Source organism: Stenotrophomonas sp. LMG 10879, assembly GCF_002750935.1.
GTDB lineage: Bacteria > Pseudomonadota > Gammaproteobacteria > Xanthomonadales > Xanthomonadaceae > Stenotrophomonas > Stenotrophomonas lactitubi_B.
The window spans coordinates 61,742-80,825 of record NZ_PEJT01000018.1; the positions used below are offsets into that span (position 1 = coordinate 61,742).

At 68.4% G+C, this 19,084-nt stretch carries 17 protein-coding genes and 1 riboswitch; of the genes, 7 read left to right on the forward strand and 10 right to left on the reverse strand.

All coding sequences use genetic code 11. From position 1 onward, the window contains the following. Positions 1 to 121: 121 nt before the first annotated feature. Positions 122 to 760, reverse strand: a complete 639-nt coding sequence (locus CR919_RS20480) for an NAD(P)H-binding protein (protein WP_099821588.1) — start codon at positions 758 to 760, stop codon at positions 122 to 124. 105 nt (positions 761 to 865) lie between these two features. Between CR919_RS20480 and CR919_RS20485 the strand changes: the two genes are divergently transcribed. Then, the gene (locus CR919_RS20485) at positions 866 to 1,795 is read left to right on the forward strand and encodes a LysR family transcriptional regulator (RefSeq protein WP_099821589.1); all 930 of its coding nucleotides are present in this window, start codon (positions 866 to 868) and stop codon (positions 1,793 to 1,795) included. Between the two features lie 127 nt (positions 1,796 to 1,922). Continuing rightward, entirely contained in the window at positions 1,923 to 2,591 is a 669-nt protein-coding gene (gene gph / locus CR919_RS20490) for a phosphoglycolate phosphatase (RefSeq protein WP_099821590.1), read from the forward strand. An 87-nt stretch (positions 2,592 to 2,678) separates the two neighbouring features. On the opposite strand, the gene btuB is transcribed toward gph, so the two are convergent. Then, entirely contained in the window at positions 2,679 to 4,520 is a 1,842-nt protein-coding gene (btuB, locus tag CR919_RS20495) for a TonB-dependent vitamin B12 receptor (RefSeq protein WP_099821591.1), read from the reverse strand. Positions 4,521 to 4,636: 116 nt separating this feature from the next. Next, a riboswitch (cobalamin riboswitch) is annotated at positions 4,637 to 4,858 on the reverse strand. A 176-nt stretch (positions 4,859 to 5,034) separates the two neighbouring features. Here btuB and CR919_RS20500 point away from each other — a divergent pair. Next, on the forward strand, positions 5,035 to 5,613 hold the full coding sequence (locus CR919_RS20500) for a histidine phosphatase family protein (RefSeq protein ID WP_099821605.1): 579 nt from the start codon (positions 5,035 to 5,037) through the stop codon (positions 5,611 to 5,613). An 84-nt stretch (positions 5,614 to 5,697) separates the two neighbouring features. Here the strand turns inward: CR919_RS20500 and CR919_RS20505 are convergent, their stop codons facing one another. Further along, entirely contained in the window at positions 5,698 to 6,060 is a 363-nt protein-coding gene (locus CR919_RS20505; protein WP_099821592.1) for a TfoX/Sxy family protein, read from the reverse strand. Continuing rightward, positions 6,057 to 6,539 (reverse strand): GAF domain-containing protein, encoded by a 483-nt coding sequence (locus CR919_RS20510; protein WP_099821593.1) that lies wholly within the window; start codon positions 6,537 to 6,539, stop codon positions 6,057 to 6,059. The genes CR919_RS20505 and CR919_RS20510 overlap by 4 nt, the downstream gene beginning before the upstream one ends. A 68-nt stretch (positions 6,540 to 6,607) precedes the next feature. Between CR919_RS20510 and bioD the strand changes: the two genes are divergently transcribed. Then, positions 6,608 to 7,294 (forward strand): dethiobiotin synthase, encoded by a 687-nt coding sequence (bioD, locus tag CR919_RS20515; RefSeq protein WP_099821594.1) that lies wholly within the window; start codon positions 6,608 to 6,610, stop codon positions 7,292 to 7,294. 82 nt (positions 7,295 to 7,376) lie between these two features. On the opposite strand, the gene CR919_RS20520 is transcribed toward bioD, so the two are convergent. The 4 genes from CR919_RS20520 to msrB form a co-directional block, all read right to left on the reverse strand. Continuing rightward, on the reverse strand, positions 7,377 to 8,819 hold the full coding sequence (locus tag CR919_RS20520; protein WP_099821595.1) for a PLP-dependent aminotransferase family protein: 1,443 nt from the start codon (positions 8,817 to 8,819) through the stop codon (positions 7,377 to 7,379). Positions 8,820 to 9,032: 213 nt separating this feature from the next. After that, on the reverse strand, positions 9,033 to 9,770 hold the full coding sequence (gene msrA, locus CR919_RS20525) for a peptide-methionine (S)-S-oxide reductase MsrA (RefSeq protein WP_099821596.1): 738 nt from the start codon (positions 9,768 to 9,770) through the stop codon (positions 9,033 to 9,035). A gap of 14 nt (positions 9,771 to 9,784) precedes the next feature. Beyond that, a complete protein-coding gene (locus CR919_RS20530; protein WP_099821597.1) occupies positions 9,785 to 11,548 on the reverse strand; it encodes a cytochrome c biogenesis protein DipZ in 1,764 nt (587 codons plus the stop codon). A 2-nt stretch (positions 11,549 to 11,550) separates the two neighbouring features. Then, positions 11,551 to 12,126, reverse strand: a complete 576-nt coding sequence (gene msrB / locus CR919_RS20535; RefSeq protein ID WP_099821598.1) for a peptide-methionine (R)-S-oxide reductase MsrB — start codon at positions 12,124 to 12,126, stop codon at positions 11,551 to 11,553. A gap of 144 nt (positions 12,127 to 12,270) precedes the next feature. Here msrB and CR919_RS20540 point away from each other — a divergent pair, with 144 nt between their 5' ends. Both CR919_RS20540 and CR919_RS20545 read left to right on the forward strand, forming a co-directional pair. Next, positions 12,271 to 12,990 (forward strand): response regulator transcription factor, encoded by a 720-nt coding sequence (locus CR919_RS20540; RefSeq protein ID WP_099821599.1) that lies wholly within the window; start codon positions 12,271 to 12,273, stop codon positions 12,988 to 12,990. Beyond that, complete coding sequence (locus CR919_RS20545) at positions 12,987 to 14,459, forward strand: HAMP domain-containing sensor histidine kinase (RefSeq protein ID WP_099821600.1); 1,473 nt, start codon at positions 12,987 to 12,989, stop codon at positions 14,457 to 14,459. The genes CR919_RS20540 and CR919_RS20545 overlap by 4 nt, the downstream gene beginning before the upstream one ends. Here CR919_RS20545 and CR919_RS20550 read toward each other — a convergent pair. Further along, a complete protein-coding gene (locus CR919_RS20550) occupies positions 14,456 to 15,799 on the reverse strand; it encodes an ATP-binding protein (protein WP_099821601.1) in 1,344 nt (447 codons plus the stop codon). The two genes, CR919_RS20545 and CR919_RS20550, sit on opposite strands and share 4 nt — an antisense overlap. Next, positions 15,796 to 16,485 (reverse strand): winged helix-turn-helix domain-containing protein, encoded by a 690-nt coding sequence (locus CR919_RS20555; protein WP_099821602.1) that lies wholly within the window; start codon positions 16,483 to 16,485, stop codon positions 15,796 to 15,798. The genes CR919_RS20550 and CR919_RS20555 overlap by 4 nt, the downstream gene beginning before the upstream one ends. A 345-nt stretch (positions 16,486 to 16,830) precedes the next feature. On the opposite strand from CR919_RS20555, the gene asnB reads away from it, so the two are divergent. After that, positions 16,831 to 18,732 carry an asparagine synthase (glutamine-hydrolyzing) gene (gene asnB, locus CR919_RS20560; RefSeq protein WP_099821603.1) on the forward strand — a complete coding sequence of 634 codons (1,902 nt, stop codon included), beginning with the start codon at positions 16,831 to 16,833 and terminating at the stop codon, positions 18,730 to 18,732. Positions 18,733 to 19,084 lie beyond the last annotated feature (352 nt).

Sequence of the window (19,084 nt, forward strand, 5' to 3'; positions counted from 1 at the left end):
TTGCGTTGAGCCGAGCGTGGGCTACGCCGGGCGTCCTTGCCCGGCCCCCTACGGGCCGTCGCAAGCGACGTTGGCAACGGCTCCTGCCGTTGCCTTCGGCTCTACAGAACAAGCGTGTCGATCAGTACGCCGCCGTGATGATCTGCTTCGGGTACTTGCGCGCTTCCAGTTCGGCGACGAACGCGGCGCCGTAGTCGGCGTAGCTGATGCGGCTGTGGCCGCTGGCATCGGCGAGGAAGGCCTTGGGCTGCACGCGATACTGCCCACGCTCTTCACCCGGGCCGATTTCGGCCGCCGGCGAGAAGAAGGTCCAGTCCAGGTCATCCACTGCCTGCAGGCGGTTGAAGGCTTCACGGTGGGCCAGCGCGTAGGGCTTGTAGGCCTCCGGGAAGGTGGGGGTGTCGACCAGCTGCACGCCGGGGGCGACTTCCAGGCTGCCAGCACCGCCGACCACCACCAGGCGCGGCACGTTGGCCTTGCGGGCGGCGTCGGCCAGCTGCGCGGCAACCTCGCCGACGCGACCGATGTCGTCGCCCGGGCGCGGGCCGTAGGCGCTGGCCAGCACATCGTGGCCGGCAATGGCGGCGACCAGGGCATCCTGGTCGTCCAGCGAGGCGATGACCGGATGGGCGCCGGCCAGCTCGGCCGGCAGGTCCTGCGCGCTGCGCACGATGACGGTCAGTTGGTGGCCGTTGGCCAGCGCGTGGCGGGCGATCTGGCGGCCGATGTTGCCGGTGGCACCGACGAGGGCGATCTTCATGGCAGGACTCCGTGGGGTAGGGCGGGGGAATGAGGCCACTGTAGGCCGCTGCAGTCGCTCGAAAAACAGCGTATAACGCGCTTGTTTGTTGCATGGATCGAGCAGATGGACCGATTGACCGCCATGACCGTGTTCGTCGAGGTCGCCGAGCGCGGCAGCCTGACCGCCGCCGCCGAGGTGCTGGACATGTCGCGGGCGATGGTCAGCCGCTACCTGGCCGAAGTAGAAGGCTGGCTGGGTGCGCGGCTGCTGCACCGGACCACGCGGCGGGTCAGCCTGACCGGGGCAGGTGAAGCCGCGCTGGCGCGTTTCCGGCAGATGCTGGCGATCGGCGATGAACTGCAGGGCGAGCTGGCCAGCGACGATCCCGAGCCGCACGGCACATTGCGCATCACCGCCAGCGTGTCGTTCGGGCAGAGCCATCTGGCGCGCGCAGTGGCCGCCTTCGTGCAGCGCCATCCGGCCGCACGCATCGAACTGCTGCTGGTCGACCGCACGGTCAACCTGGTGGAGGAGCGCGTCGACCTGGCGGTGCGCATCGCAAGGCAGATCGATCCCAGCCTGATCGCACGTCGCTTGGCGATCTGCCGCTCGGTGCTGTGCGCGACGCCGGCCTACCTGCAGGCACGCGGCACGCCGACTGCCCCCGAACATCTCGCCACGCACAACTGCCTGACCCATCACTACGTCGGCAAGAGCCTATGGCAGCTGCATCGCGAAGGGCGTTCGTTGTCGGTTGCGGTGGGCGGCAACATCAGTGCCAATGAAGCATCGCTGCTGCTGGAGGCCGTCCGCGCCAATGCAGGCATCGCCATGTTGCCGACCTACCAGGTCGCACCGTTGCTGCGCAGTGGCGAACTGATCGAACTGCTGCCCGAGTACAGCCTGGACGAGCTCGGCATCCATGCGGTGTACGCGTCGCGTCGACAGCAGCCCGCCATCATGCGGCGATTCCTGGACTTCCTCGCCGAATGCTTCGCGAGCCCGGCCTTCCAGGATCTGGACTGGCGCCCTTCGGGCAAGGAGAACACATGAACCATGGACAGGCGTTGATCGACCACGACCGTGCCGCCTGGGACCGCCAGGCCAGCCGCGCACGCCGGATCGGCTGAAAGCGCGGGCGTACAATGGACGGCCCCACGTTGCACGAGTGAGCCGTCCCTTGTCGTATCCCTATCCGCTGGTCGTGTTCGACCTCGATGGCACGCTGGTCGACAGCGCCGCTGATATCGCCGAAGCACTGAACCGCACGCTGCAAGACATCGGTCTGGCACGCGTACCCGAAGCCACCGTGCTGGGCTGGATCGGCGACGGCGTGCGCCGGCTGGTCGAACAGGCCGTGCAGGCTGCCGGGTGCGAAATCGACCTGGCAGCGGTGATGCCGACGTTCATGGTCCACTACCGCGAATGCCTGCTGCGCAGCCCGCAGCTGTTCGATGGCGTGGTCGAAGCGCTGGCGCAACTGCGCGCGTTGAACGTACCGCTGGCCATCTGCACCAACAAGCCGGCCGCCCTGGTGCCGCCGTTGCTGCAGCACCTGGGCATCGCCGAGGCCTTCGCGCTGGTGCTGGGCGGTGATTCGCTGCCGCAGCGCAAGCCCAGCGGCGAGCCGTTGCGGCATATCGCCGCGCATTTCGAACTGCCCGTTGATGCGTGCCTGATGGTGGGCGACTCGCTTACCGATTACCGCGCCGCCGAAGACGCCGGCATGCCGATCGCTCTGGTGCGTTACGGCTATCCGCGCGGCCTGGACCTGGACAATGCGCACGCTGTCGCAGTGATCGACGACCTGCGCGAATTGCCGGGCCTGGCTGCAGGCATCCCGGCGTAGAGCCGAGCCTGCGCTCGGCTCTACAAGTAGATCGACGCCATGCGTCGATGGCATCAGGGGGCGCCGGGCAATGCCCGGCGCCCCTTTTCACTTCGGCTGGTAACGCACGCTCAGCTGGTACTCGCGGCCGGGCTGGTTGAACCACGCCACGGTCTCGTACGCGCGGTCGAACACATTGGCCACCCGCGCCAGCACCGACCATGCCGGGGTCAGCGCGTATTCGGCGCGCAGATCCAGCGTGCCGTAGCCGCCGACCTTCACCGCGTTGGCGGCATCGTCGTAGCGCTTGCCCGCGCCCTGCACGGTCAGCCCGGTGCGGAAATCACCGAAGCGGCGGTCGATGTCCAGGCGCGCGGTCTGCTGCGCACGGCGTGCCAGCCAGTTGTCGAACTGCGCGCTGCCGCGGGTGCGGTTGCGCGGATCGGTGAAGCTGAGCTGCGCGTTGATGTCGAAGCCGGCCACGGTGGCGCCGCCGGTCAGTTCCGCACCGCGGATGCGTGCCTTCTCGACCTGCTGCATGCGGAAGGTGGCCGCGTCATAGGTGATCAGGTCATCGATGCGGGTCTCGTACACGTCCAGGCCCCAACGCCAGCCCTGGCCCTGCTGCGAGATGCCGAGGTTGGCACTCTTGGACTTCTCCGGGTCCAGCGTCGGCACGCCGCTCCATGGGTCGTACAGGTCGCTGAAGGTCGGCGCCTTGAACGCGGTGCCGTAGCTGGCGTTGGCGCGCAGGCCATGGCCCAGCTCCATCGCCCAGCCGAGGCTGCCGGTGGCGTGGTTGCCGAACTGCTGGTTGTCGTCGTTGCGCGCGCTGGCCTGCAGCTGGTGACGGCCGAAGCGCGCCTGGTACTGCAGGAACACGCCGGTATTGCGGCGGTTGTCGACCAGGTAACCGGCGCTGCTGCCATCCAGGTTGTCCTCGCTCCAGTCCACGCCGGCGCTGAGCAGCTGGCCTTCGGCCACACCGAGGTCGGCCTGCAGCGAAGCGCTGTCACGGTGCGTCTGTGCGCTGCCGCGTGCACCGAAATCACCGAAGTTGTCGGACTCGTTGTCGCTGCGGCCGACGTTGGCGGTCAGCGTCAACTGCTCGGACGGGGTGTAGCGCACCTTGCCGGCCAGCACCTGCTGGCGGGTCTCGGAGTAGTTGTAGTAGCCGTCGTAGTGGTTCTTGCCGTCGGCACGCAGGGCGCTGCCTTCCACGGTCCACTCGTCGCTCAGGTTGTAACCACCACGCAGGCTCTTGGACAGGTTGCGGTAGCCATCGCGGTCGGGTTCATCGGCAAAGCAGCCGGTGAACAGCGTGGCCGAACCGCGGCAGGCATCGATGCCGTCCGAATGCTGGTAGGCGATGTCGGCGCCGAACCAGCCGCGTTCGGTGCCACCACCGATGCCGCCACTGGCTTCACGCAGCCCATTGCTGCCGCCCCCCAGCTGGAAGTGCGGAGCAAAATCACCTTGGTTGCGGCGGGTGAAGATCTGGATCACGCCACCGATGGCGTCGGCACCGTACAGGCTGGACTGCGGGCCGCGCACGATTTCCACGCGCTCGATCTGCGCCAGCGTCAGATCCTGGTACATCGCCAGGCCGAGGTCGGCGCTGTTGATGCGCACGCCATCGACCAGCACCACGGTATGCGAGGAGTTGGTGCCACGCAGGAACAGCGAGCTCTGCTTGCCGAGGCCACCGGCATTGGTCAGGTTGATGCCGGCGCGGCCCTGCAGCAGTTCCTGCAGCGAGGTGGCCTGGCTGGATTCGATCTGCGCGCGGTCGATCACCTGCGCAGGCGCAATGCTGTCCTGCAGGGCGATCGGCGTGCGGGTGGCGGTGACCAGCACCTGGTCGAGGTCGGCGGCGCCATCATCGGCCAGGGCCAATGCAGGAAGTGCGGCCAGCACGGCCAGGGACAGCATTCGGGACTGCAGTTTCATCGGGGGACTCCAGGTGCCGCGCACGCCCGCGCAGCGAAGGGGAGGAGTCACAACAGGCAGGCACGCGCCGATGCCGCGGCCATCGCCACAGACATCCAGCGCCATGCCCACCGCATCGCGACCTGAGGCTTCCGGGCCGGTCTCCGGGCTCGCCGCCGGGTGGCCCGAGGCCACCGTCCAGGCGCCTTCCCATGCCTGCGGCACAGTGGCGGGTTGCCTGGAACTGACGTGCTTACCGTTGCGGGGGCAGCGCCGGCATGGCGTGTTGTCACGCGTCACCGGCTTCCCGTTTCAACCTGCCGGCAGGGCCGCAGGTCACCTGGAAGTGCGCGCAGTCTACGGCATCGCGGCCGACCCGTAGCGTTGAACCTGCGCGCCTGGACAGGCGCGAATGCACCTGCACGGTGCAGCAGACCTGCGCCAGCGCCTAGAATGCAGCTCGAATTATCGTGGTGCCGTTGCCGATGTCCGTCTGTTTTCCGCTGTTCCCGCGCCGCCCGTACTGGGCACGCGCATGATCCTCGACCTGGTCCGCCATGCCGGCAACGGTCGTGATGAGTTCCTTGATGGCCGCAGCGATCCGCCGCAGCTGGCCCGCTTGCCGCAGGAGCTGGTCGATGCCTATGCCGGGCAGTCGTGGGAACGGGTGATCAGTTCGCCGCGCCTGCGCTCGCTGCATACGGCGATGGCACTGGCCACACCGCGCGCGCTGGACGTGGAGACGGACGAGGAGTGGGAAGAGCTGGATTTCGGCGACTGGGATGGCCAATCGCTGTTCGACCTGCCGGAAGACGCGTTGGCCGCCTTCCACGCCGATCCGCACGCGTTTCCGCCACCGCATGGCGAGAGCTGGGGCCACTTCGAACGGCGCATCGCACGCGCACTGGATCGACTGCTGGATGACGACGACCCGGCGCCGACGGTCGTGGTCAGCCACGGCGGTCCGTTGCGCATGGTGCTGTCGCAGGTGTGTGGCCTGCCGATGTCGCTGTGCTGGGCGCTGCGCATCGACCACGGAACACGCCTGCGGGTGTGGGTCGAGCGCGGTGAAACGGGTCTGGTGGGCGAGCTGCTGGAGCTGCAGCAGCCCTGACGAATCCGGTAGCGCCGGGCCATGCCCGGCGGATTCCACATCACCCGCGCTACGCGCTCGCCGGGCATGGCCCGGCGCTACCGATCAATCCTCGTCGGTGCTTTCGGCCGCGCCTTCTTCGCCGTCGTCCTCGGCGTCGAAGCGCTGCTCATGCACCGGGCCTGATGCCGGACCTGCCGCCTTCAGCGGATGCACGGCGATACGCGCTTCGTAGTCCTGCACCAGCGCGGTGCGCTGCGCTTCGCTCAGTTCCTGCCAGTGGCAATCCAGCAGCGCACCTTCCAGCGAATACAGCAGGTTGAGGCTGGGCTTGAAGCCGGCACGCTTGACCTTGACGAAGGCGCCGACGGCACCGATGGCAACCAGATCCTCGCGGCTGCGCAGGCCCACCTGGCGCAGCCATGCCGCACTCTTCGGGCCGATGTTGCGCAGCTTGACCGCGCTCACGCCAACGCCCCGACGAACACCTGGGCGATGGCTTCCAGACCGGCCTGGTCCTCAGCATCGAAGCGGCCGACGACCGGGCTGTCGATATCGAACACACCGATCAGCTCCTCACCCCGGAGCAGCGGCACCACCAGCTCCGAGCGCGATGCGGCATCGCAGGCGATATGGCCGGGAAAGGCCTCCACGTCTTCGATGCGCTGGGTCACGCGCTGGCTGGCGGCCGCACCGCACACGCCCTTGTCCAGCGGAATGCGCACGCAGGCCGGCAGGCCCTGGAACGGACCGACCACCAGTTCCTTGCCGTCATACAGGTAGAAGCCGACCCAGTTCAGGTCGGGCAGGGCGTGGTAGACCAGTGCAGCGAGGTTGGCCGCATTGGCGATGCGGTCGGACTCGCCGTAGACCAGGCCACGGGCCTGTTCCAGCAGCTGGGCGTATTGTTCCGGCTTGCTGCCGGTGAGCGAGGCGTTGGCGAACATGGCCGCAGTCTAGCAAGCGTGCCGGGCCGGCGATAATGCACACACTGTTTCCCCGTTGGAGCCCATCGATGCCGTTGCCCGCCACGCTGCCGCCTGCCCTGTTCGTCACCGGCACCGATACCGAGATCGGCAAGACCGCCGCCAGTACCGCGCTGCTGCACGCGCTGCGCCGGCGCGGCCTGCGCGCGGTGGGCATGAAGCCGGTGGCCAGCGGCAGCCACGATCCGGGGCAGGGGCTGCGCAACGACGACGCGCTGGCACTGCAGGCCGCCAGCCTGCCGGTGCCGGACTACGCCGATCTGAACCCCTACGCATTGCGCCAGCCGTTGGCGCCGGAGCTGGCGGCGGCAGAAGATGGCGTGCACATCGAACTGGCCCCGATCGTGGCGGCCTTCGAACGCCTGCGCGCACAGGCCGACGTGGTGGTGGTCGAAGGCGTGGGCGGCTGGCTGGCGCCGCTGTCGGCGCAGCTGGACCAGCGTGATCTGGTGCGAGCGCTGCGGCTGCCGGTGGTGCTGGTGGTCGGCATGCGCCTGGGCTGCGTCAACCACGCGCGGTTGACCGCGCAATCGCTGCAGGCCAGCGGCGTGGACTGCGTGGGCTGGATCGGCAACCACATCGATCCGTCGATGCAACGCCAGGATGAGAATTTCGCGACCCTGCAGCAGCGCCTGCCGATGCCCTGCTGGGGACGGCTGCCGCATCTGCCGGAAGCCGGTGGCGAAGCATTGAGCACACACCTGCACGACGCGTGAGGGTAGCGCCGGGCCATGCCCGGCGAGCGCGCAGCGCGGCAGGGAAAGAAGCCGCCGGGCATGGCCCGGCGCTACCGATCCATCAACGTGCTACCAGCTCCCGCGCGATCGCACCCAACCGTTCCACCGCACCGATGAAGCGCGCGTCCAGGGTCTGGCAGCACGACAGCCGCAGGCAGTGCCGGTACCGCGCGCCACGCGAATACACCTGGCCCGGCATGAACACGATGTCCTCTGCCAGTGCGCGCTCGAACAGTTCACGGGTGTCCACGCCCGGCAGTTCCAGCCACAGCAGGAAGCCGCCCTGCGGCTCGGTCGCGCGGGTGCCGGCAGGGAAATGTTCGGCCACCAGTTGCCGCAGGCGACCGACCTGTTCGCGGTACAGGCGGCGCATGCGATGCAGGTGGTGCTCGTAACTGCCTGCTTCCAGGTAGGCGGCCACCGCATCACCGAGCAGCTGCGGTTCGCCGCCGGTGGACTGGAATTTGAGCAGCGCGATGCGTTCGGCGAAGCGTCCTCCATCGAGCCAGCCGATCCGGTAGTCCGGCGCCAGCGTCTTTGAAAAGCCACCGACCACCATCACCCAGCCATCGCGGTCGAACGCCTTCAGCAAGGGGGCCGGCGGCTCGCAGAACTGCAGTTCGGCATACACCGCGTCTTCGATCAGCGGCAGCTGGCGCGCGTTGACCAGCTCGGCAAGGCGTTGCTTGTCGGCGATCGGCATCGTGCAGCCCAGAGGGTTGTGTACGGTCGGCATCACCACCAGCGCCGCCAGCGGTGTGTGCTCCAGCAGTGCGTCCAGCGCATCCACGTCCAGACCGCGCTGCGGATGGGTGGGCAGTTCGATCGGCTGCAGGCCGAGGGTGGTCAGCAAGGGGTACAGGTTGAAGTACGAGGGCGCCTCGATGCCGACGGCATCACCGGCCTGGGTGACCGCGCGCAGGGCCAGCTGCAGTGCCTCCATCGCGCCATGGGTCAGCAGCAGGCGCTCGGCATGGGTATGCAGGCCCAGCCGTGGGCCACGCCGCACGATCTGCGCCAGCAGGCGCTGCGAACCGTTGGGGCGGGCGTAGGTTTCCACGGTCTGCTGGCCATGGCGCAGTACCTGCGCGGTGTGCCGGGCCAGCTGCGCACCCGGGTAGAACTGTCGTCCGCGCGGGCCGGCAAAGGCCAGGTCGACCACGCCGGGGCGACGCTGTGCTTCCAGCACGCGGGCCATCAGCACCTGCTGCAGCGGCGCGGTCGGTGCTGACGGCGCATCGCGCAGCGATCGCTGCGGCGCCGACAGTCGCGGCGCGACTTCGAAGCCGGCCTTCGGCCGCGGGATGACCAGCCCGGCGTCTTCCAGCTGGCGATAGGCCGCAATCACGGTGTTCAGGCTGAGCTGGCGCTGCGAAGCCATCTGCCGCAGCGAGGGCAACCGGCTGCCGACCGGCAGGCGCCCGCCGTGGATGGCTTCAGCCAGCTCGTCCGACAGCCGCTGGTAGCGGGGTGGGATCATCGTGGTGGTGTCTTCTGTATCCATCGACTCAGCCCGCATCTGGTTCTGTACCCGTGATGCCGACGAGCCTAGCATGTCGTTGTCGGCCGGGCCTGATCGGGGCCGGGTCGATACTTCCCAAGCGCACGGCCCTGTGGCCGTGCGTCTTTTTTTGTTGTGTGTAGAGCCGAGCCCATGCTCGGCTGCTGTTGGCGGAAGAGCAGCCGAGCATGGGCTCGGCTCTACAGAAGAGGGGTGTTACCGCATCGGTACCAGCGCCGGATCGCGGCGGTACAACGCCGGGAACTGTTTGCCGAGCGCGGCCAGCTTGGGCGCGTCGTAGTAGCGGATGTATGCGGCCTGCGGGTAGTTGCTCATATAGTTCTGGTGATAGCTCTCGGCCGGGTAGAAGCGCTGGCCACTGCCCACCTGGGTAACGATCGGCGCGCGGTAGCTGCCGGCCTGGCCGAGCTGTCCGATGTAGGCGCGGCTTGCTGCCTGCTGGCGCGTGTCATCGACGAAGATCGCCGAGCGGTACTGGCTGCCATGATCGGGCCCCTGGCGGTTGAGCTGGGTCGGGTCGTGCACCACCGAGAAGAACACCTGCATCAGCTGCCCATAGCTGACCTGGCGCGGGTCGTAGTCCACCTTCACCGCTTCGGCGTGGCCGGTGCGGCCACTGCTGACGCGTTCATAGCGGGCATCGGCGGCACTGCCCCCGATGTAACCAGACACCGCGTTGCTCACCCCTTTGACGTGCTGGAACACGCCCTGCACGCCCCAGAAGCACCCGCCGGCGAAGACCACGCTGGCATGGCTGGCGTCATCGCGGAACGCCGCGTCGCCGCTGGGCGCAGGCAACGCCTGCACCTGTGCCGTGGGCTCGGCCGCTGCGGCCACCGCACCGCGGTCCACCAGCAGCACGCCCGCGACCAGCGCGGTGGCGACCAGGCCGGCGACGCCGGCGGCAATGCCCTGTTCGAAGGAGAGTTTCATCGTGTGCTCCCGGTTCAACCGAAGGTGAAGGCGTAGGCCTGCACGCCTGCGTCGAGGAATTCGATCTCGAAACGATGCGGACCGATCGTGCCTTGCTGGCGGATCAGCTGGTACAGACGGTGTTCGTTGACGGTGCCGGTGCCATCGGCCGCCACGTCGGCGCCGGCATCGGCCGCTGGCAGTGGCTTGCCATCAAGCAGCACGCGGAAGCGCACCGGCTTCCCGTCCTCGCCCGGTGCCAGCACCAGATGCAGGTCGCGGGCATGGAACTGGAAGGCGATGCGGCCTCCGGCCTGCTGCAGCTGCGCCGCTTCATCGTTGACCCGCCACTGTCCGGACAGGCCCCATTGGTTCAGCGCCAGGGTGGACGGCAGCGTGTAGCCGAATGCTGTGTCGGCGTGCTGCCCGCCCGGCGAGGCGAACTGCTCGGCACGTGCGTGGCCCAGGTAGGTTTCCGGCGAGCGCAGGTTGCCCATGTCGGCCTGCGTGGCTACGCCCTGCAGGTCGGCCGCAGCGGGGTCCGCAGGCGGTGGCAGGTCGGTCTGCCCGGCTTCCACCAGCAGACGGCGGATCACCTGTTCGGAATGCGCGTAGTTGCCCTCGCCGAACTGATGGCCGCGGATGTTGCCCTGCGCGTCGATGAAGTAGTGCGCCGGCCAGTAGCGGTTGTTGAACGCGCGCCAGATCGCATATTGGTTGTCGAGCGCGACCGGGTATTCGACCTTCAGCTGCTGCACGGCCTTCATCACGTTGCGCGGGTCGCGCTCGAAGGCGAACTCCGGCGTATGCACGCCGACCACCACCAGGCCATGGTCGCGGTAGCGCTGCGCCCACTCGTGCACGAACGGCATCGCGCGCAGGCAGTTGATGCAGGAGTAGGTCCAGAAATCGATCAGCACCACCTTGCCGCGCAGCTGCTCCGCACTCAGCGGTGGGCTGTTGAGCCAGCCGGTGGCGCCGCTCAGCGAAGGCAGTGTGCCTTCCACCGGCAGCGGCGCGCCTGCCTGCCCGGCCGCCATCATCATCATCGGCGGTGCTGCCGGTTGCGCGTCGGGCACGGCGTCCAGCAGGCCCTGCTCGATGCGCGCGGTGCTGACCGCGGACAGGCGGGTCAGCAGGCCGGTGTCCCAGCCCAGGCCGATCGCCACTACTGCCAGCAGCGCGGCCACACCCAGCACCCGGCGCACCACATTGCCCAGCCCGAGCCGGGCCTGCAGGGCACGGAACACGCGGCCACCCACCCACACTGCCAGCGCCAGTGCGGTGACTGCGCCCAGCGCGTAGGCCAGCAGCAGCGAACTGGTGCCGACGCTGGCGCCGTTCAGGGCGGCGCCGGTCAGCACCAGGCCAAGAATCGGGCCGGCGCAGGGTGCCCACAGCAGGCCGGTGGCGATGCCGATCAGCAGCGAGGTCCAGGCGCCGCCACGGCCGGCCGCATCCGCGGCGTCGGCACGCGCGCTCAGCCGCGCGCCGATGCGCTGGAACGGCGCCAGCAGATGGTCGGCCAGGGTCGGCCACAGCAGCGCGACGGCGAACACAGCCATCAGCACCAGTGCCACCCAGCGGCCGATCTGGTTGGCCTGCGCCACCCACTGGCTGCCGACCGCGGCCAGGCTGGCAACCACGGTGAAGGTCAGCGCCATGCCCAGCAGCAGCGGCAGGGTGCTGCGCAGGAAAGGACGATCGGCGCGTGCGAACACGAACGGCAGCACCGGCAGGATGCACGGGCTGAGCAGGGTCAGCACGCCCCCGAGATAGGCAAGCAGCAACAGCAGCATCATCATGCTCCCGAAGTGGGGGAAGAACCGAGTGGCACGCGCCAGCCGCCAGCGGCGTCCTGTTGTGCAGCCCCGGGAATGAACGTCATCGCCGCGCCGTTCATGCAGTAGCGCAGTCCGGTCGGACGCGGGCCGTCGTTGAACACATGGCCGAGGTGGCCGCCACAACGACGGCAATGTGCTTCCACCCGCAACATGCCGAAGGTGGTGTCACGGTCTTCGCCGATGGCGTTGTGCAGCGGCGCCCAGAAGCTGGGCCAGCCGGTGTGGCTCTCGAACTTGGTGGACGACGAGAACAGCGGCAGCGCGCAGCCGGCGCAGGCGAACGTCCCCTGCCTGTGTTCCTTGTTCAGCGGGCTGCTCCAGGGGCGCTCGGTGGCCTGCTGGCGCAGCACGGCGTACTGCGCCGGGCTCAGCAGCCGGCGCCACTCGGCATCGCTGCGGGCCACCTCGAACTGTCGCGAAGGCCGTGCCTCGGCAGCGGCGGGGGCAGCGCGGCTGCATGCGCCCAGGCCCAGCAGGCCGGCGGCGGTGACAGCACCGCCCAGGCCCAGCAGATGGCGGCGGGTGAGGGACATGGCGGACTCCTGGAAGGGGCGACGGGGCCATGCTGCGCCCCCTCCGGTCAACGAATCCTCACGCAGGATTCAATTTTTCGTGAGGTATCCACGCCGCTCCCGCGCCACAATGCGGGCAGCCTCCCCACTGGCCCGACCCTGCCGATGTCCGCCAAACGTGTCCTGATCGTTGAAGATGATGCCCATATCGCCGACCTGCTGCGCATGCACCTGGGTGATGAGGGCTATGACGTCGCGCATGCCGCCAGCGGTGATGCCGGCCTGCGCCTGATCGAACAGGAAGGTCCGTGGGATGCGCTGGTGCTGGACGTGATGCTGCCGGGCGTGGACGGCCTGCAGGTCTGCCAGCGTGCACGCGCGATGGCGCGCTATGTGCCGATCATCATCATCAGTGCGCGCGGCAGCGAGACCCAGCGCATCGTCGGCCTGGAACTGGGCGCGGACGACTACCTGGCCAAGCCCTTCTCGATGCCGGAACTGGTGGCGCGCGTGCGTGCACTGCTGCGCCGCGCCGAAGCCATGGCACAGAACGCGCGCATCGATGCAGGGGCGATCGAGCTCGGTGGGCTGCGCCTGGACCCGGTCGCGCGCACCGCCGCCGTCGATGGCAACGCGCTGGAGCTCACCCCGCGTGAGTTCGAACTGCTGCTGTTCTTCGCCCGCCACCCGGACCAGGTCTTTGCGCGGATGGAACTGCTCAACCAGGTCTGGGGCTATCAGCACGATGGTTACGAGCACACGGTCAACACCCACATCAACCGCCTGCGCAGCAAGATCGAGACCGACCCGGGCAACCCACGGCGTCTGCTGACGGTGTGGGGGCGCGGCTACAAGCTGGTCGACCCGGCCGGGGCGGCAGCATGATCAAGCCGAACCTGTGGCAGAAACTGGCGCTGGTGATGTCGGCGCTGATGCTGACGTGCTGCATGGCGCTGCTGGCCTGGCAGATGCGCACCAATACCCGCCATGAGCAGGAAGTGGTGCAGCGCCTGTCGCTGGGGTTGGCCGAGCACATCGCCCAGCGCAGCGAGCTGATGGACACCAGCGGCATGCGCGATGCGGCGGTGCGCGCCTTGTTCGGCCAGCTGATGGCGGTCAACCCCAGCGTCGAGGTGTACCTGCTGGACGACCAGGGCCGCATCCTCGGCCACGATGCACCCAGCGGCCACCTGATGCGCAGCCAGGTGGACGTGGCACCGCTGCGGCGGCTGCTGTCCGGTGCGCCGCTGCCGATCCTCGGTGACGATCCGCGCAGCACGGATGGCCGCAAGGTGTTCAGTGTCGCGCCGCTGGTGGTGCAGGGGCGCCAGGCCGGCTACGTGTATGTGGTGCTGGTGGGCGAACACCGGCAGATGCTGGCCGATGACCTGGCCGCCGGCAGCCAATGGCGCACCACGCTGTGGTCGGTGCTGTTGATCGGCGGGCTGGGCCTGCTTGCCGGCCTGGTGGCCTTCTACTGGGTGACCCGGCCGCTGCGCCAGGTCACCCGGCGCATACAGGCCTTCGATATCGATGCACCAACGCCGCTGCCCGCGCCGGTACCGCTGCGCGTGGGTGAGCGCGATGAGCTGAAGATCCTCGAACATGCCCATGCACAGATGGCACAGCGGCTGGGCGAGCAGTGGCAGCAGCTGCGCCAGCAGGACCTGCAGCGCCGCGAACTGGTGGCCAACATCTCGCACGACCTGCGCACGCCGTTGTCCTCGCTGCACGGTTACCTGGAAACGCTGGCGCTGAAGGAAGCCACGCTGTCGCCGCAGGAGCGTCGTCGCTATCTCGGTATCGCACTGGCGCAGAGCGCCAAGGTCGGCCGTCTTGCCCGCGCGCTGTTCGAACTGGCGCGGCTGGAGCACGGTGAAGTGCGGCTGGAGTGGGAAGTCTTCGCGCTGCCGGAACTGCTGCAGGACGTACTGCAGAAATTCGAACTGGCCGCGCAGGCGCGTGGGCAGCGCCTGCATGCTGACTTCCCGCCGGGCCTGCCGCTGGTACGCGCCGATCTCGGTCTGGTGGAGCGCGTGCTGACCAACCTGCTCGACAACGCGCTGCGGCATGCACCGGACGGTGGCCGCGTGCAGGTGCAGCTGTCGGCGCTGCCCGACAGTGTGCAGGTGGCAGTACAGGACGATGGCCCCGGAGTGCCGCCAGCGCTGCGTGGGCAACTGTTCCAGGCGCCGGCGGCACTGGGGGCACGGCGTGGCGAAAACGGCGGGCTCGGCCTGCTGATCGTGCAGCGCATCGTGCAGTTGCATGGCCGCCGCATCGAGCTGCGCGAAAGCGAGCAGGGTGCGCTGTTCGTGTTCGCCTTGCCGCGCGCGGACGCGGAGACGAACTAGACGTCTTCTGCTGGTGGCGCCACGCCGCTTTCCATCGGCAGCAGCAGCCGGATGCAGGCACCACCGAGCGCCGAATCGGCCACTTCCACGTGGCCGCGATGCTTGTCCGCCACCACCTGCACCAGCGCCAGCCCCAGCCCGAAACCCGGGCTGGCCTGGTCCAGCCGCACGTAAGGCTGCAATACCTGGCTGCGCAGTTCGACGGCGATGCCGGGGCCGTCGTCCTCCACCTGCAGGCACAGCCATCCCTCGTTGAGCGTGCTGACAATGCGGATCTGCCGGCGCGCATAGCGCAGCGCGTTGCCCAGCAGGTTGCGCAGCGCCAGTTCCAGCATGTGCCGGTTGACGTTGACCAGCCCTGCCGGCGACAGGTCCAGCTGCACCGGGATCGTCAGTGGTGCGAACTGGTCGACCACGCCGCGTACCAGCGCGGCCAGCTGCAGGCGCTGGCGGGTGAGCTGATGGCAGCGCCCGAGTGCCGCATATTCAACGCCGGCGTCGGTCAGGTGCTGCAGCCGGTCCACATCGATGCGCAGCCCGGACAGCGCATCGCGCTGGGCGTCGTCCAATCCGGTGTCTTCCAGATCGGCCAGACCGAAACGCATCCGCGCCAGCGGTGTACGTACTTCGTGCGCCACCGCCTGGGCCAGCACGCGCTGGCTTTCCAGCAGCAACTGCAGCTGTTCGGCCATGTGGTTGAACGCCTTGGCCAACGGCCGCACCAGCGCGGTACCGGCACGCGGCGCACGGCTGTCGAGCTGGCCATCGCGCATCCGTCGCGCGGTCTGCGCCAGCTGCGAGACATCGCGCCACAGCCGGTAGACCATCACGTACATCGGCAACGCCACCGCCACCATCAGGATCAGCAGGATGATGGCCACGCCGGAGGCCTCGCTGTCCTGCCAGCCTTCCTCGGGCAGGGCCTGGTCCAATGGTCCCAGGATCAGCGCACTGCTGCTGTTGCCGACGCGCTGCAGGCTGCGCATGCTGTCCAGCTCGATCTGCACGTGTCCGTTGAGCAAGCCCTTGCGCTGTTTCGCCGGCAGTATCGCGGCCGCCTCGGTCAGCGGCATCAGCTGCAGCGGATAGGCGAAATCGCTGTCCAGCTGTTGTGCCAGGGCTGGCCACTGCGCCGGTGGCGTTTCGGCGAAGCGATGTTGCAGCATCGCATGTGGGCCGCGCATTTCCGCCTGCAGGCTGGCCTCGGTGCGGTCTTCCAGCAGCGTATCCCAGGCCCACAATCCGACCACGATCAGCAGCAGATGGGCGACCAGGAAGCCGATGCCGTAGCGCAGGAAGTGGAAGGCGTGGCCACGCATGGCCGACGATGGATGCTTCATCCCCATGCCGATCGGCTGAACAGGTAGCCACGGCCGCGCACGGTCTTGATCCGCTCGGGCTGTTCCGGGTTGTCGCCCAGCTTGCGCCGCAGCCGCGAGATGCGCGCATCGATCGAGCGGTCCAGGCCATCGAAGGCGATGCCGCGCAGGCCGCGCAGCAGCGCATCGCGGTCGAGGATCTGGCCCGCGTTGCCGGCCAGCAGGAACAGCAGGTCGAATTCGGCGGTGGTCAGTTCCAGCAGGCGGCCCTGCAGATGCACGTTGCGGGTGGACGGGTCGATGCTCAGTTCACCGAAACGCAGCGCTTCATCGCGTGGCTCGACCCGGCGATGACGGCGCAGGTGGGCGCGCAGGCGGGCCAGCAGCACCCGCGGCTCGATCGGCTTGCCGATGTAGTCGTCGGCGCCCAGTTCCAGTCCCAGCACCTGGTCGATGTTGTCGGTACGGGCGCTCAGCACGCAGATGATCCCGTCATAGTGGGGCCGGATCTGCCGACACACTTCGAAACCATCCTGGCCCGGAAGGCCGATATCGAGCAGGACCAGCGCCGGCTTTTCGCTGAGGATCCGGGCGATCGCGCGCTGGCCGCAGCGCTCATGGGCGACCTGGTAACCGTGCCGCTGCAGGTAGTCGCTGACCATCGTGCCCAGCCGAGCGTCGTCTTCAACCAGTACGATATCCAGCATTTACAAGGCCTCCGGGGCGCTTCCGTACCGCCGTGGCACGAGCGCGGCGATGCTATCCCAGCTGTCGGGCCGCCCGGGTCCTGGGGGCGGGCGCCATTCAGCCGGGGTTGCTGGCGCACGGGCCGGGCGTCAGGCCGGGCAATGACTTGGCTGCAGCGTAGCAATCGCGTTGTTACAAAACGTTACGCAAGGCGCGCCTGCGGTGACGGTCGCTGACAGCGCTACGACTGACGTGGCGCTCGGCGGGGCCGAGCATGGCAGCTCTCCCCCTCCGCGTGCCGCCCTCATGCCGTCCGCCTCCTGCCCCGTGCTTTCCCTTGATTGCCATTGCCATGGAGGCCAGCGATGAGCGGCGTGGTCGGGGCCTGGCTGCCGCCGGCCGACGACGAGCAGCTGCTGCAGCAGCTGGCGCCGATGCTGCGGGCGCTGCAGCAGCGCGGCCGCGGTCGCATCGGTTACTGGACCGATGCCGACGCAGGACTGGCCCTCGGTCATTGCCGTGCGCCGACCGACATGCCGTTGCAGCCGCTCAGTTCCAGCTGTGGGCGCTACGTGCTGTGCCTGGATGGCCGCATCTACAACAGGGCGGCGCTGCAGTCGCAGCTGCGCGATCTGCCACGCAGCTGCACCGATGCACGCCTGCTGCTGCAGGCCATCGTCGAGTGGGGCGTGCAGCGTGCGCTGACGCGCATCGAAGGGGCGTTTGCGTTCAGTGTCTGGGACCGCCAGGCGCATGAACTCTGGCTGGCGCGCGACCCGGTCGGCGAACGGCCGTTGTATTACGGGTGGTACCAGGGCCAGTTCCTGTTCGCTTCGGAGCTGAAGGCGCTGCAGGCCTTTGCCGGATTCGCTCCCAGCATCGACCAGGATGCACTGAGCCTGCTGCTGCGCCATGACTATGTGCCCGCGCCGCACACCATCTATCGGGGCATCCACAAGCTGGTGGCCGGGGCGATGCTGCGCGTGGACCTCAACGACCATGCCGCCGGCGGATCAACGCAGGCGACGCAGGGAGGCCATCGCTACTGGTGCGCGCGCGATGCGATGCAATCCGCGCTGCAGGAGCCGTTGCAGCCGGCGCCCAGCCTGGAGCAGGCCACCGACCAGTTGGAGGTGGTGCTGCAGCAGGCGATCGCCGCGCGCATGCATTCGCCCGTGGCCTGCGGTGCGTTCCTGTCCGGTGGCACCGATTCGTCGCTGGTGGTGGCGATGATGCAGGCGCAATCGGCGCTGCCGATCGAAGCATGGACGGTGGGTTTCGACGACCCCGGTCACGACGAGAGCGACTGGGCCTCGCAGGTCGCCCGCCACCTGGGCGTGCATCACCACCTGCACAGGATGGACAGCCGGCAGGGCCTGGATCTGCTGCAACGCTTGCCGCAGGTCTGGTGCGAACCGTTCGCCGATGCCTCGCAGCTGCCCACCCTGCTGGCCAGCGAGCTGCTCGGCGCGCGCAAGCCGGTGGCGTTGACCGGCGACGGCGGCGATGAACTGTTCTTCGGCCATCCCAGTTATGGCCGCGCGTTGCGCAATGCGCGCCTGTGCGGTGGCCTGCCGGACTGGGTGCGCGACCTCGCGCGACGTGGCAGCAGCCGCTTGAACGTCGAGCGGGGTCGGCTTGGCGGATGGCGGGCACTGGTGGCCGAGGTGGCCGCCAACGATGTGGAGGGGCATTACCTGCAGCGCGTCACCCGCTGGCGGCAGCCGACCCAGGTGGTATTGGGCGCACGCGAGCCGGCGACGATCTTCCAGCAGCAGGACACCGCACTGCCGGCAGAAGCACGCATCCAGCTGCTGGATTTCCGCATGGATCTGGCCGAAGGCATCCTTGCCAAGGTCGACCGCGCCGGCATGGCGGCCGGCGTGGAAACGCGCTCGCCGTTGCTGGACATGGAGGTGGTGCGCCTGGCCTGGCGCCTGCCGCAGCACCTGAAATACCACGACGGTGAGCACAAGCGGATCCTCAAGCATCTGCTGTCGCGCTACCTGCCCGCGCCGCTGGTCTATCGTCCCAAGCGCGGTTTCGGCCCGCCGATGGCGCGCTGGCTGGCCGGTCCGCTGCGCGACTGGGCGGAAGCGCTGCTCGACCCGCAACTGCTGCGCAACCAGGGCTGCTTCGATGCGGTGCGCGTGCGCGCGATCTGGGAGGCGTTCCTGCGCGGCGAGCGCAAATGGCATACGCACCTGTGGAACGTGTTGATGTTCCAGGCGTGGTACCAGCATTGGCACGGGAATCGCGGGCGCTGAGTACTCCTTGCGCGACGAACTCATTCTGCGCGGCGCAGGGCGGAGGCCCTTGCGTGCGAATGTCCTCCGGCGCCGGCCTGTGGCCGTCACCTCCCCCTTTACTTCGCACGCAAGGGCCTCCGCCCTGCGTGGGGAGATCTTCGGTGGCCTCAGGAAAGCAGCGATCTGCGCGCCTGGTGCCGCAAGCCGAGCCTCGTCGGGGCGGGTAGGGGTCTGGGCAAAGTATGTGGTGGTCAAGTACTTCTGGACACTCCCAAAGGGAGTTCAGGCCACCTGCACTTCACGGAGCGCAGGTGGCACAAGGCCGTTGGCACTGTGCAGCCGACGGTGGTTGTACCAGTTCACAAATTGT